The sequence below is a fragment of the Caulobacter sp. Root655 genome (genome assembly GCF_001427665.1).
Lineage (GTDB): Bacteria > Pseudomonadota > Alphaproteobacteria > Caulobacterales > Caulobacteraceae > Caulobacter.
This window is the reverse complement of record NZ_LMHC01000005.1, coordinates 82088-93570: the sequence shown is the minus strand read 5'-3', so window position 1 is coordinate 93570 and position 11483 is coordinate 82088. Positions and strand designations below refer to the sequence as shown.

General features: G+C 66.1%; 13 protein-coding genes. 7 read left to right on the top strand and 6 right to left on the bottom strand.

Annotation, left to right across the window (positions count from 1 at the left end):
* The first annotated feature begins 168 nt into the window (after positions 1-168).
* The gene (locus ASD79_RS07365; protein ID WP_235524353.1) at positions 169-540 is read left to right on the top strand and encodes a PilZ domain-containing protein; all 372 of its coding nucleotides are present in this window, start codon (positions 169-171) and stop codon (positions 538-540) included.
* A gap of 296 nt (positions 541-836) precedes the next feature.
* On the opposite strand, the gene ASD79_RS07360 is transcribed toward ASD79_RS07365, so the two are convergent.
* Both ASD79_RS07360 and ASD79_RS07355 read right to left on the bottom strand, forming a co-directional pair.
* On the bottom strand, positions 837-1274 hold the full coding sequence (locus ASD79_RS07360) for a helix-turn-helix domain-containing protein (RefSeq protein WP_035034102.1): 438 nt from the start codon (positions 1272-1274) through the stop codon (positions 837-839).
* A gap of 188 nt (positions 1275-1462) precedes the next feature.
* Positions 1463-2284, bottom strand: a complete 822-nt coding sequence (locus tag ASD79_RS07355; protein WP_056720390.1) for an acyl-homoserine-lactone synthase — start codon at positions 2282-2284, stop codon at positions 1463-1465.
* 139 nt (positions 2285-2423) lie between these two features.
* On the opposite strand from ASD79_RS07355, the gene ASD79_RS07350 reads away from it, so the two are divergent.
* Both ASD79_RS07350 and ASD79_RS07345 read left to right on the top strand, forming a co-directional pair.
* Positions 2424-2753 (top strand): Mpo1-like protein, encoded by a 330-nt coding sequence (locus tag ASD79_RS07350; protein WP_056720389.1) that lies wholly within the window; start codon positions 2424-2426, stop codon positions 2751-2753.
* Positions 2754-3022: 269 nt separating this feature from the next.
* Complete coding sequence (locus ASD79_RS07345; RefSeq protein ID WP_056720388.1) at positions 3023-5011, top strand: protein meaA; 1989 nt, start codon at positions 3023-3025, stop codon at positions 5009-5011.
* Between the two features lie 150 nt (positions 5012-5161).
* Here ASD79_RS07345 and ASD79_RS07340 read toward each other — a convergent pair whose 3' ends face one another.
* Positions 5162-6349: a hypothetical protein gene (locus ASD79_RS07340; protein WP_156400408.1), complete on the bottom strand. Its 1188-nt coding sequence runs from the start codon at positions 6347-6349 to the stop codon at positions 5162-5164.
* 367 nt (positions 6350-6716) lie between these two features.
* Here ASD79_RS07340 and ASD79_RS07330 point away from each other — a divergent pair, with 367 nt between their 5' ends.
* The 3 genes from ASD79_RS07330 (at position 6717) to ASD79_RS23155 (ending at position 7892) form a co-directional block, all read left to right on the top strand.
* Positions 6717-6947 (top strand): hypothetical protein, encoded by a 231-nt coding sequence (locus tag ASD79_RS07330; RefSeq protein ID WP_056720385.1) that lies wholly within the window; start codon positions 6717-6719, stop codon positions 6945-6947.
* Positions 6948-7258: 311 nt separating this feature from the next.
* Positions 7259-7549: a nucleotidyltransferase family protein gene (locus tag ASD79_RS07325; protein ID WP_056720384.1), complete on the top strand. Its 291-nt coding sequence runs from the start codon at positions 7259-7261 to the stop codon at positions 7547-7549.
* Positions 7542-7892, top strand: a complete 351-nt coding sequence (locus ASD79_RS23155; RefSeq protein ID WP_082584835.1) for a DUF86 domain-containing protein — start codon at positions 7542-7544, stop codon at positions 7890-7892. The genes ASD79_RS07325 and ASD79_RS23155 overlap by 8 nt, the downstream gene beginning before the upstream one ends.
* Here the strand turns inward: ASD79_RS23155 and ASD79_RS07315 are convergent.
* The gene (locus tag ASD79_RS07315) at positions 7889-9265 is read right to left on the bottom strand and encodes an MFS transporter (RefSeq protein ID WP_056720382.1); all 1377 of its coding nucleotides are present in this window, start codon (positions 9263-9265) and stop codon (positions 7889-7891) included. The genes ASD79_RS23155 and ASD79_RS07315 overlap by 4 nt on opposite strands.
* Before the next feature lie 286 nt (positions 9266-9551).
* On the opposite strand from ASD79_RS07315, the gene ASD79_RS07310 reads away from it, so the two are divergent.
* On the top strand, positions 9552-10304 hold the full coding sequence (locus ASD79_RS07310) for an extensin family protein (protein WP_056720381.1): 753 nt from the start codon (positions 9552-9554) through the stop codon (positions 10302-10304).
* 53 nt (positions 10305-10357) lie between these two features.
* On the opposite strand, the gene ASD79_RS07305 is transcribed toward ASD79_RS07310, so the two are convergent.
* Positions 10358-10852: an SRPBCC family protein gene (locus ASD79_RS07305; RefSeq protein WP_056720380.1), complete on the bottom strand. Its 495-nt coding sequence runs from the start codon at positions 10850-10852 to the stop codon at positions 10358-10360.
* 154 nt (positions 10853-11006) lie between these two features.
* Positions 11007-11465, bottom strand: coding sequence for a hypothetical protein (locus tag ASD79_RS07300; protein WP_056720379.1), 459 nt, complete (start codon positions 11463-11465; stop codon positions 11007-11009).
* Positions 11466-11483 lie beyond the last annotated feature (18 nt).

The window sequence follows — 11483 nt, the reverse complement described above, 5'->3', positions numbered from 1 at the left end:
CTATCAGGCGAGAACTGTTACCCATCTATCCGGGCTGGTCTGTCACCTCTCTATCCGGGCTGAACACCCTCCCTCTCCCCTCCGGGAGAGGGTTTCAGGACTGGAATCCGCCTCCGGGACATGGTCAGCGGCAAATAAACCTTTCGGCTGCACCGCCGATTAACGCCGATGCGCGTTGTTACCGACATGTCCAAGTTTGGTTCTGGCGGGGCTCAAGACCGGCGCGCCGGTCCCCGCGCCGCGATGCAACATGCCGGCAAGGTGCTGTGCGGCGTCTTCGCGTGGGATTGCGTGATCCGCGATCAGTCCGCGACGGGGTTGCGCGTCCAGATGCTGTCGAGCGCCACGCCGCCCGGCACGGTTCAGGTGGTCGATCTGGTCAGCGGCTTCGCCTACGACGTGAAGGTGGTCTGGCAGAAGGATCGCGAATTCGGCCTGAAGATCGTCGGCGGCCACGACCTGCGCGGCCTGGCCCCGGCCTCGCTGCAGACGGCCAAGCGCATGTGGCAGGCCAGCCAGGGCAAGGTTTCGGCCAGCTAGGGCGCGAGATCGACACGCGCTTTCCCCTTTCACACCGTCATTCCGGGCCTTGTGCCCGGAACCCCTGGTTCAGCCCGCACGTGAGGCGCAAGCGGCGCGCTGGCGCGCCGCCCCTCCGGCCCTCGCGGCGGAGAGAGGGATTCCGGGCACAAGGCCCGGAATGACGGAATCATTTTGAAAGGCAGGGAATTGTAGCGGCCAATGTCGGCCTTCAAGGCCGTTGGCGTAGCCCCCAAAACGCCATCGGGCCCCGGCGAGAACGCCGGGGCCCGAACGGACGGTCGGTCATCGCCTGGTTAGGCGGCGGTCTCGTTCCGGGTGGCTTCTTCAGCCATGGCGCGGACGAGGTCGAGCACCTGGCGGCGCACGCGGCCACGGCCGATCTTCGGGAAGACTTCAGCCAGTTCCAGGCCCTCGGGCGTGGTCAGGAATTCCTGCACGACGCGTTCGGCGTGCTGGCCGACTTCGTCGTTTTCCGAGCCGTCCATCGGGTCGGCCAGGCCGTCGAAGAAGAACGACACCGGCACCTGCAGGGTACGGGCGATTTCATACAGCTTGGAGGCGCTCACGCGGTTGGCGCCGCGCTCGTACTTCTGCACCTGCTGGAAGGTCAGGCCCAGCGAGTCAGCCAGCTGTTCTTGGCTAACGCCCAACAGTTTGCGACGCATCCGGACGCGGCCGCCGACATGAAGATCGACAGGGTTTGGGCGCCGGCCTTCGGTTTCTTCGCTCAATTTTCGCCTCCAACGGTTGTTTTGTCACAATGACATGTCCGGCACGTTGATGGAACGGCGGCACGGCAAAGCGCGGCGTTAGGTCGCTGAGGTTTAGCTCGTTAACCTCGTGCTTGCGCTAACACGCGGACCTACACCTCGTGATCGCGGCGAAATCTAGACCGGATTGTTTCAATTCACTCGCCGATCTAGGCGTTGAGCGGTTGCCGGGCGTGGGCGTCGCGATCCGCCCAGATGCGGCGCGCCTGGATCGCAACGTCGTTGAGTCGGTACAGGGTCTCGGCCGCCAGGGCTTCGTCGCGGGGCGAGCCCGGATGGAACTGCGGGATCTGGGCGCGGATCACCTGGTGCTGCACGGCGGTCAGGTTGCCGAACGCCCGCAGGTCCAGCTCATCGACGTGGTAGCCGACCGGCCCCTCGATCCCCAGGGCCTCGCGCACCCGTTCCAGCAGGGCCTGCGACAGGGCGATCTCCGAGCCGGCCACCACCCCGAACGCGTAGGGACGGGGCAGGCCGACCAGGCGTGTGTCGATCGGCGAGTTCATGATGCCGGGATAGAGCTGCATGTCGATCATGCCGACGAAGCGCTCGACGCCGTTGACCAGGGCCAGCTCCATGGCCGCCGCCCAGGCCTCGAACACCCGGGCGCCGCGGCCCGGACCCTTCTTGGCGCGATAGGCCTCGGTCGTGAACAGCCGGGTGGCCTCCCAGACGTCGGGGCCCTTCTTGGGCGATTCCCCGGGGGCGATCAGCTGCGGATACTTGTCGGCCAGCATGCAGCGCTCGTCGGTGGGATGCAGGCGCAGGCCGACCTCCAGCCGCATGTCGTCGTCGAAGCCCAACAGGTAGATGGCGCGCAGGTCGTCGTAGTCGTCGACCTCGCCGCCATCGAGCACGACCAGGTCGACCCAGCCGTTCTTCTCGACGCACTGCTCGCGCCGCTGTTCGTGCATGGCCCACAGCTGGGGGCCGTAGAGATGACGGTTCTCGGACGTGACGATGTGGATCATGGTTCCATCCCCCGTGGTTGGCTGGATGGCATTAGACGGCCGGTTCTCCGCGCGACGCGATAGGCCGAACGGCCTGTGGCCACGCTTAGGTTGTGTTGTCGCACTTGCCACAACGCCCCGTCGGGCGGAACATCGCCGCATGAGCGCGCGAGACCACATTCCAGACGAGACGGGGCGCTATCGCACCTTCGCCGCCTTCTATCCGTTCTACCTGACCGAACACGTCAATCGGGTCAGCCGGCGGCTGCACGTGGTGGGAACCAGCCTGGTGATCGCCGCCCTGGTCGCCGGGTTCCTGGTCGACTGGCGGTTCTTCGTCGCCGCGCCGCTGGTCGGCTACGGTTTCGCCTGGGTGGGGCATTTCGTGTTCGAGAAGAACCGCCCGGCCACCTTCAAATATCCGTTCTACAGCCTGGCCGGCGATTTTCGGCTGTGGTTCGAGGTGGTGACCGGGCGCAGGCCGTTCTGAACTCGGTCCTGTAGACGATAGCGTTCGCCGTGCGTCCTTCGAGGCTCGCCTGCGGCTCGCACCTCAGGATGAGGCGCTCTGTTGCTGAGTTCCTCATCCTGAGGCGCCCTCCGTAGGAGGGCCTCGAAGGACGCACGGCGGTTCCGCCGGTCCTATCGGCCAACGGTCCATGGATCCTGGGTCGCGCTCTTCGCTCTTGCGATATTGCGTCGCAGCAAAACCCGGTTCATGATCGTTGGTAATTAAGAACGATAAACGGGAAGCGCAGGATGACGACCAAGCCGTTCCAGCACGCGCCTGACGCGCCCTGGATTTTCCGCACCTATGCGGGTCACTCCACGGCCGAGAAGTCCAACGCGCTGTATCGGGCCAACCTGGCCAAGGGCCAGACCGGCCTCTCCGTCGCCTTCGACCTGCCCACCCAGACCGGCTACGACGCCGACCACATCCTGGCGCGCGGCGAGGTCGGCAAGGTCGGGGTGCCGATCAGCCACCTGGGCGACATGCGCCAGCTGTTCGACCAGATCCCGCTGGAGCAGTCCAACACCTCGATGACCATCAACGCCCCGGCTGCCTGGCTGCTGGCGATGTACGTGGCGCTGGGCGACGAGCAGGGGGCCGACCGCAAGCTCTTGCAGGGCACCACCCAGAACGACCTGATCAAGGAATATCTGAGCCGCGGCACCTACATCTTTCCGCCGGGCCCGAGCCTGCGGCTGATCGGCGACATGATCGCCTGGTGCTACCGCGAGGTTCCGAAATGGAACCCGATGAACGTCTGCAGCTACCACCTGCAGGAGGCCGGGGCGACGCCGGAGCAGGAGCTGGCCTTCGCCCTGGCCACCGCCATCAGCGTGCTCGACACCGTCAAGGCCGGCGGCCAGGTGCCCGAGGAAGACTTCGAGATCGTCGCCTCGCGGATCAGCTTCTTCGTCAATGCCGGCGTGCGGTTCGTCACCGAGCTGTGCAAGATGCGGTCGTTCACCCGGCTGTGGGACCAGATCCTGCTGGAGCGCTACGGCGTCCAGGACAAGAAGGCCCGGCGGTTCCGCTATGGCGTGCAGGTCAACAGCCTGGGCCTGACCGAGCAGCAGCCCGAGAACAACGTCTACCGCATTCTCATCGAGGCCCTGGCCGTCACGCTCAGCAAGGACGCCCGCTGCCGGGCCTTGCAGCTGCCGGCCTGGAACGAAGCCCTGGGCCTGCCGCGCCCCTTCGACCAGCAATGGTCGCTGCGGCTGCAACAGGTCTTGGCCTACGAGACCGACCTGCTGGAATACGAGGACCTGTTCGACGGCAGCCACGTGGTCGAGGCCAAGGTCGCCGAGCTGTCGGCCGGGGCGCTGGCCCAGCTGGCGCTGATCGACGACATGGGCGGCGCCCAGAACGCCATCGATTACATGAAGGGCGAACTGGTCGGCTCCAACGCCCGGCGGGTGCGCTCGGTCGAGACCGGCGACATGACCGTGGTCGGCGTCAACCGCTGGACCGACACCGAGGACTCGCCGTTGTCGGCCGGCGAAAGCAGCATCGAGACCGTCGATCCGCGCCTGGAGGCCGGCGTCGTCGAGCGCTTGAAGGCCTGGCGGACGGCCCGCGACCCGGTCGCCGCCGAGGCCGCCCTGGCCGACCTGAAGGCCGCTGCCGCCGATGGCCGGAATATCATGGAACCCTCGATTATCGCCGCCAGGGCCGGGATCACCACCGGCGAGTGGGCCGGGGCCCTGCGCGAGGTGTTCGGCGAGTATCGCGGCCCGACCGGCGTCGCCGTGGTGGTCTCGACCGGCGAGGCCGAGGACGTCGAGGCGGTCAAGCGCGAGGTCGAGCGGGTGTCCGAGGTGCTCGGCCGCACCCTGACCTACCTGGTCGGCAAGCCAGGCCTGGACGGCCACTCCAACGGCGCCGAACAGATCGCCACCCGGGCCCGCGCGGTCGGCATGGAAGTGATCTATGACGGCATCCGCTCGACCCCCGAGGAGATCGTCCGCCGCGCCAAGGAGGGCCGCGCCCACGTGGTGGGCCTGTCGATCCTGTCGGGTTCGCACCTGGACCTGGTGCAGGAAGTGATCCGCGTGATGCGCGCCGAGGGCCTGGACCACATCCCCGTGGTGGTCGGCGGCATCATCCCCGACGGCGACGCCCTGATCCTCAAGCAGATGGGCGTGGCGCGGATCTACACCCCCAAGGACTTCAAGATCACCGAGATCATGGGGGATGTGGTGCGGCTGGTGGAGGCGGCGGTGGAGGCGGAGGCGTAGATCCTGTCATCCCGGACAAGGCCCGGAGGGCCGCCGATCCGGGACCGCCGCAAGCGCGGCATTCACGCGCCCGATTACGGTGACAGTGCATTTAATCTGTCAATGAACATGTAAAAAGTCACATTTCGCGTGAGAAGGCCGCTCCCGGCCCTAGTCACCAATCTTGCTCAGGCCAGCCTCGATGGCTTTCGGGATCATCTTCATCCAGCCCAGCTCAGGCATCGGAACGTGGAACAGGCCAGCCGCAGCGTGAAGGACCGCAGCAGCCGCTATGGCACCGCCGACAAACGCCACCTGCTTTCGAGCCGAAGCGGCTACGGCCCCCAACAAGGACGTGAACTGCTCCCACGCCGCCGTGGCCAAATTCTCTAGGGTTCGGACAAGGCCAAGGACCAGGCGATTTGATGCCCCTCTCGGATCGTGGATCCACTCCCTAATCAGCTTGATCGTGGCGGGCACCTCTGGATCCGCCAGTTCGGGGTACTGCTTCAGCGCTGCTTCAACGGCATCCGCAGTCGCGATCGCATCCCTGGCGACCTGAGGCGTGAACTCGGCGAGCGCCGCCTGTTCGGAAAACGCCTGCCACTGGCGATCTTGTGCGACGTACATGCCGACCCCGATGAGAAGGGCCGTTATCTGGGTGCCAAGGATATCAGGGATTTCAGCTTGGTACGCTTCACAGACCGCCTTTTGGCTCAACGCCGCCAGGCCAATTGCGACCGGATTTCCGCCTTCCCCCAGCAGCTGGGCGAACTCGTTGAACTCGGCCCTGAACCGCAGCTCGAGATTCGAATTGTCAATATCTTCGGCGAGACGTTTGGCTTGGCGCAGCAACTGCTTGAGAGCGACTTCCGCAGCGCCGATTCTCTCGGGTTCGATTTGATTGCTAGGCTGCGCGACGACCAACCTTCCATTGCGTAGTGCAAATTGGGTTGGTGCGGGAAGCTGACCCGGCGTCGCGACCATACCGCCAATATCGTTCTGCTCGTCTAACCAAGGAATGTCAGCCAACGCCTCGCTGATTGAATAAATCACATCTCCGGTAAGCTCCAGAATTTCCGCATAGGCGGATCCGGACATAACATCCGACAATGAAGTACGAATAGATATTGTTGCGCCTTGAAGATTTGATAAAGCGTTGCTTATTTCAAACCAATCAGCTTCAATGAATGTCCGTGAAGTCCCCATGATGGATAAAAGGGGCCTGGATCCATCTTCCAATGATTTCAAATACTTATTAGGAGTGTGGTATTGTTGTAACTTTTGCTCCATTTCGGACAATCTGTTTACAATTTCAAAGCATTTAGTAAATACACTCCGTGTTTTATCTACTTCCATATCCGCCCCCGTAGAAGTCCTTTTATGGATCTACGCCAGATGATCATGAAGCAAAGCCTCACTATAGAAAGGCTCATCACTGGCGACACCCCCTGGCGTTCGCTCCGCGCGGCGACCGTCAGCGTCCCGTCCTTCAGCGGGAGCCGCAGACCCCTCGCCTCTGACCACGGAACCTGCAGCCAAACATCAAGCCCCTCCTCCGTCGTCAAGATCACCGGCATGGTCTTGGGATGAGACGTCTCCCTCCGGGGCTCGGCGGAGGCCGTTGTGGAATTCCGCAATCTTGCAGTTGTGCACAATTGCAGCCGTGCAGGTCTAGAGCGCTTCCCGCCCTCATCCCCCGAGCTAGACTTTCGCCAGGCCCGACATGGCTGACATCCCCAATTCTCACCCCGGCCGAGTCGCCAAGGAGGTCAGCGAGATCCTCGGCGAATATGGGACGGGCAACACCCCTGAGGATCTCGAGCGCTTGGCCCGAGGCGCGATCGCCAATCCCAATGCCTACGATGGCGGTCCGGTCTTGGCGCACGCTGTCGCGGCCGAGTTCCGCCGCCGGGCCCAGGAGATGAAGGGCCGCAACGGCAGGACCTTGATCTAGAACTTCCCAAGTAGCGGCGCGACGACTTCGTAAAGCTTGGAAACTCCAAGCACTCCCACGACAATAGAAGCCAGCTCGATCGAGCGTCTTGGATGACGGTGTGGACTACGGTGACAGTGCGCTGAATTGACACCGTGGCACGGGGCGCCGTCTGTTCGGCTCCGCAAGCGGGGCCCGCGCGAAGCGCAGAAAGAGGGACACACACCCATTCCGCATGGCGATGTGGTGCGGCTGTCGGGCTTTCAGGATTTGAGGGCGAACGCGCGCCCCATATCGATGCTGGCGTTCCGCTTCCGTGCTACACTCCCCTCATGACCCTCGACGAAGCCCTCGCCAAACTGCGCGCGGCCAAGCCGCTGTTGGACCGCTACGGCGTCCAGCGGGTCGGCGTGTTCGGCTCGACGGCGCGGGGCGAGGCGGGGCCCGACAGCGACGTGGACGTACTGGTGGAGTTCCTGCCGGCCACGCTTCCGGGGTTCGGCTTCTTTCGGCTGGAGCGGGACCTGGCGGCGCTGTTCGGCCGACCGGTCGATCTGGTGACGCCAGACGGCCTGCACGACCTGATCCAGCAGAGGGTGCTAGGCGAGGCCGTCTTTGCGTGATCCGGCCGACAGCCTCTATCTGTCGCGGATACTCCAGGCGATAGGGCGTATCCGGCTCTATACGCGGGACATGGATCAGGCGGTTTTCCTGGCTGACCCTCGGACTTGCGACGCGGTCGCCATGAACCTGCTGGCCATCGGCGAGAACGCTTCGAAGATTTCACCTGAAGTGCGGGCGCTGGCGCCGGAGGCCGACTGGCGGGATGCGATCAATCTTCGCCATCGCATCGCCCACGGCTACGACGATCTCAGCTTCTCCATCCTGTGGTCGATCGTGGTGGTGGAGCTCGATCCGCTGGCGACGGCTGTCGAGCGGATCGTCGCCATGGACAGCGCAACCTAATCCCGCCCCAGCCGCCAGGCCGCCGCCAGCCCCGCCAGCGCCAGCGGCGTGAACGCCGCGAACAGCCAGAAGCCGTGGGCGTGGCCGACCGTGGCGTCGACGCCGTGGGCGAAGCCGAGGAGGTTGGCCAGGGCGCCGGCCGCCGCCGAGCCGGCCGCGCCGCCGATCAGCTGGGTGGTGGGCACGGCGGCCGAGGCCAGGGCCTGTTCGTCGGTGGGGGCGGCGCCGATCACCCGCTTGGCCAGGAACGCCCAGCAGATTCCGAACCCGGCGCCCAGGGTGATCATCGACAGGGCCACCCCGACCAGAGACCCGTGGGCCATCTCGAACGCGCCCCAGGCCACGCCCACGACGATGACGGCCGCGCCCAGGCGGATGGCCAGGCCCTCGCGCCCGGGCCCCAGGCCGGCGACCGCGAACGAGCAGGCCGTCCAGCCGGCCGCCACGCCGCCGATCACATAGCCGCTGAGCAGGGGGCTGGCGCCGTGCAGGGCCTGGATGAAGGCCGGGCCATAGACGGTGAAGCCGATGGCGGCGGCCTCGCAGGCGAAGATCACCAGCAGGCCCAGGCCCGTGGCGGTGGTCAGGTCGCCCGCCGCCTTGGGCAGCAAGCGGTTGTCCGAGCGGCCGTTGACCAGCAGCATGGCGGCCATGGCCACCACGCCCAGCGCCGCGCAGAGCGCCGGGACCAGTTGGCCCCCGATGACGCCGGCCGCCGCGATCAGCGAGACGCCGACCGTCAGCAGGGCCAGCTGCCGGCGCGGGATGCGGCCGCCTTCGAGCGCTCTCGGCGCGGCGGGCACCATGACCAGCACCGCGCCGACGAAGATCACGCCCTGGACCACGAACAGCCAGAAGGCCCCGCGCCAGAAGCCGGCCTGGGCGAACAGCCCGCCGCACAACGGACCCAGCAGGGTCGCCGCGCCCCACACCCCGGCCACCGCGCCGTAGACGCGCGGCCACAGCCGTTCGGGGAACAGGGCGGTGATGGCCACGTAGCACAGCGAGACGATCGCCCCCGCGCCTAGGCCCTGGACCAGGCGGCCGGCCACGAAGGTCAGGAACTCCGGCGCCAGCGCGCCCATGGCGCAGCCGAGGACGTAGAACACCCCGGCCAGGGCGGTGGCGTTGCGCAGGCCGAAACGGATCGACAGCTTGCCGGCGCAGGCTCCCGCCAGGATCGAACCCAGCAGGAAGGCGGCCACCGACCAGCCGAAATACTGGTAGCCGCCGATCTCGCGCGCCACGCTGGGCATGATCGTCACGGTCACCAGGGTGTCGGCCGCGTTCAGCCAGATCCCCAGGCACAGCAGGGCGAAGCGCGGGGCCAGTTCGGCGTTCAGCAGGGCGCGCCAGCTGTTTGGGGAAGTCATGAGCGTCTCCGGGGAGGCGGTAGATGCCCGTTTCCGACGGGGGAGCCAAGAGTCTTGAACCCTCTCCCAAAGGGAGAGGGAGGGGCCCAGGCGAAGCTTGGGAGGGTGAGGGGCTTAGACGTCGGACGGCGTGCCGGCAGGGCGTGTGGGAAATCGGCGAGGGTGTAACCCCTCACCCTCCCACCGCTACGCGGCGGACCCCTCCCTCTCCCGCTGGGAGAGGGTTGTTAAAGCGCGGCCCCTAAGGCAAGGCTTGAGCGTTAACCATTCGAGCGCTCTCCCCCCCATGGCCTATCGCGTCCCGCGCCATCCGCGCGTCGAGCATCGCACGCGCCGCCAGAACCGTTTGGCCGGGCTGACGGGGCTCGTGCTGCTGTGGATCCTGGTGCTGATCATGGCGCTGGTGGCCGAGCGCGGCATCGGCCGCCAGCACCTGCCGTGGAAGTCGCTGAGCGTCGTCGACCCGGTCGGCATGGCCACGCGGATCAAGGCGGCCCGGGCCGGCAAGGACCCGGCGACCTGCCGGGCCATCCTGCGCAAGGCGGGGCTCAGCTACGAGGAGGCGCCCGACAAGACCGACGGCGGCTTCTGCACCGTGCGCGACGCCCTGAAGATCGACGGCGGCATGGCGGCCCTGGCGCCGACCGACGCGCCGATGGTCTGCAAGGAGGCGCTGGCGCTGTCGATCTGGGAGCGCCAGGTGGTGCAGCCGGCCGCCTACGAGGTGCTGGGCCAGGGCGTCGTGGCGCTGGAACACTACGGCACCTATTCCTGTCGCCGGATGTACGGAAAGACGGCCGGGCCGGTCAGCGAGCACGCCAGCGCCGACGCCATCGACCTGGCGGGCTTCAGGCTCGCCGACGGCCAGACGGTCTACGTGGCCCGCGACTGGAACGACCCCGGCCCCAAGGGCCAGTTCCTGCGCCGGGTGCGCGACGGGGCCTGCCGGGTGTTCATCACCACCCTCAGCCCTGACTACAACGCCGAGCATCGCGACCACTTCCACCTGGACATGCATGGCTGGAACAAGTGCGCGTGAGGGGGCGGTGAACCGATGGAGACAGGCGCAGGCGCCTGTCTCCGTTCCAGGGCCTAGATCCGCGCCACCAGCGCCGCCAACTGGTCGGCGCAGATCCCCCAGCCTTCGTGGAAGCCCATCTGCTCGTGAGCCTCGCGGTCGGCGACCGTCCAGTGGCGGACGTGGGCGGTGTAGAGCGTCTTGCCGTCGGCCATGGCCTCGAAGGTGACGGTCACGGTCATGAACGGCTTTTCCGACGGCTCCCAGGCCTTGGTGTAGGCGTCGGTGAAGACCAGCTTCTCGTTCTTCACCACCTCCAGGAAGACGCCGCCGTTGGGCATGTCGACGCCGTCGGGACCGCGCATGACGATCATGGTCGCGCCGCCCGGACGCACGTCCAGCTCGGCGACGGGGGTGGTGTAGGGCAGGGGCGCGAACCACTGCTTGAGCAGCTCGGGATCGGTCCAGGCGCGGAACAGCTTCTCGGCCGGGGCGTCGATGACGCGGACCAGGGCCAGGTCGCGGTCGTTGGTCTGGGCGGTTTTGACGGTTTGGGTGGCGGTGGCCATGGCGTCTTCTCCAAGGGTTTGATTTCGTACCCTGAGGACGTCTGGCAGATTGGCGATCCGACATCGCCCGAGAATTTTTGCCCGAGAGTTTTGGTCGGCGTCGCTAAATGGTCCCGCAGCAGACCGAGGAGCACCCGCCTCGGTCCGCCGGACGCTACTTCATGAAGAACATCTCGCGCGCCCCGAACCCGCCACGCAGGGTCCGGATCGATTCCCGTGAAATGGCGGCCTGGTTGCTCTTGGGCAACGAGCCGAACACCTTGGCGGTCATGGCCTCGCCCTCGGCCAGCGGCTGGTCGAACACCGCCATGTTCTTGTATTCCACCATCAGGATGACGTCGGGCTCGTGGTCGCGCGGGCTGTCGACCGCCAGGACCTTGTAGCTGAGCACGTCGCCCTTCTTCTTCTGCTCTTCCTGAATGGTGCGCCAACTGGTGGACAGGTATTTCATGTAGTCGTCGAACATGCCCGGCTTGGTCTCGATATAGCTGATCTGCCAGACCGAGCCCTGGTCATAGACCCGTTCAGCGCTCTGGGCATGGGCGGCGGGGCCCGCGACGATGGACGTCGCGAGCGCCAGCGCGAGGGCGCTGGCGGCTAGGGAACGCAGCATGGTGGCTACCTCTCTGGT

Excerpts from the sequence above, each read along its gene's own strand:
- ASD79_RS07365 (WP_235524353.1), top strand. The coding sequence starts at position 169 with ATGCGCGTTGTTACCGACATGTCCAAGTTTGGTTCTGGCGGGGCTCAA.
- ASD79_RS07355 (WP_056720390.1), bottom strand. The coding sequence starts at position 2,284 with ATGATCCACATCGTCACGTCCGAGAACCGTCATCTCTACGGCCCCCAG.
- ASD79_RS07350 (WP_056720389.1), top strand. The coding sequence starts at position 2,424 with ATGAGCGCGCGAGACCACATTCCAGACGAGACGGGGCGCTATCGCACC.
- ASD79_RS07345 (WP_056720388.1), top strand. The coding sequence starts at position 3,023 with ATGACGACCAAGCCGTTCCAGCACGCGCCTGACGCGCCCTGGATTTTC.
- ASD79_RS07340 (WP_156400408.1), bottom strand. The coding sequence starts at position 6,349 with ATGGAAGTAGATAAAACACGGAGTGTATTTACTAAATGCTTTGAAATT.
- ASD79_RS07330 (WP_056720385.1), top strand. The coding sequence starts at position 6,717 with ATGGCTGACATCCCCAATTCTCACCCCGGCCGAGTCGCCAAGGAGGTC.
- ASD79_RS07325 (WP_056720384.1), top strand. The coding sequence starts at position 7,259 with ATGACCCTCGACGAAGCCCTCGCCAAACTGCGCGCGGCCAAGCCGCTG.
- ASD79_RS07315 (WP_056720382.1), bottom strand. The coding sequence starts at position 9,265 with ATGACTTCCCCAAACAGCTGGCGCGCCCTGCTGAACGCCGAACTGGCC.
- ASD79_RS07310 (WP_056720381.1), top strand. The coding sequence starts at position 9,552 with ATGGCCTATCGCGTCCCGCGCCATCCGCGCGTCGAGCATCGCACGCGC.
- ASD79_RS07305 (WP_056720380.1), bottom strand. The coding sequence starts at position 10,852 with ATGGCCACCGCCACCCAAACCGTCAAAACCGCCCAGACCAACGACCGC.
- ASD79_RS07300 (WP_056720379.1), bottom strand. The coding sequence starts at position 11,465 with ATGCTGCGTTCCCTAGCCGCCAGCGCCCTCGCGCTGGCGCTCGCGACG.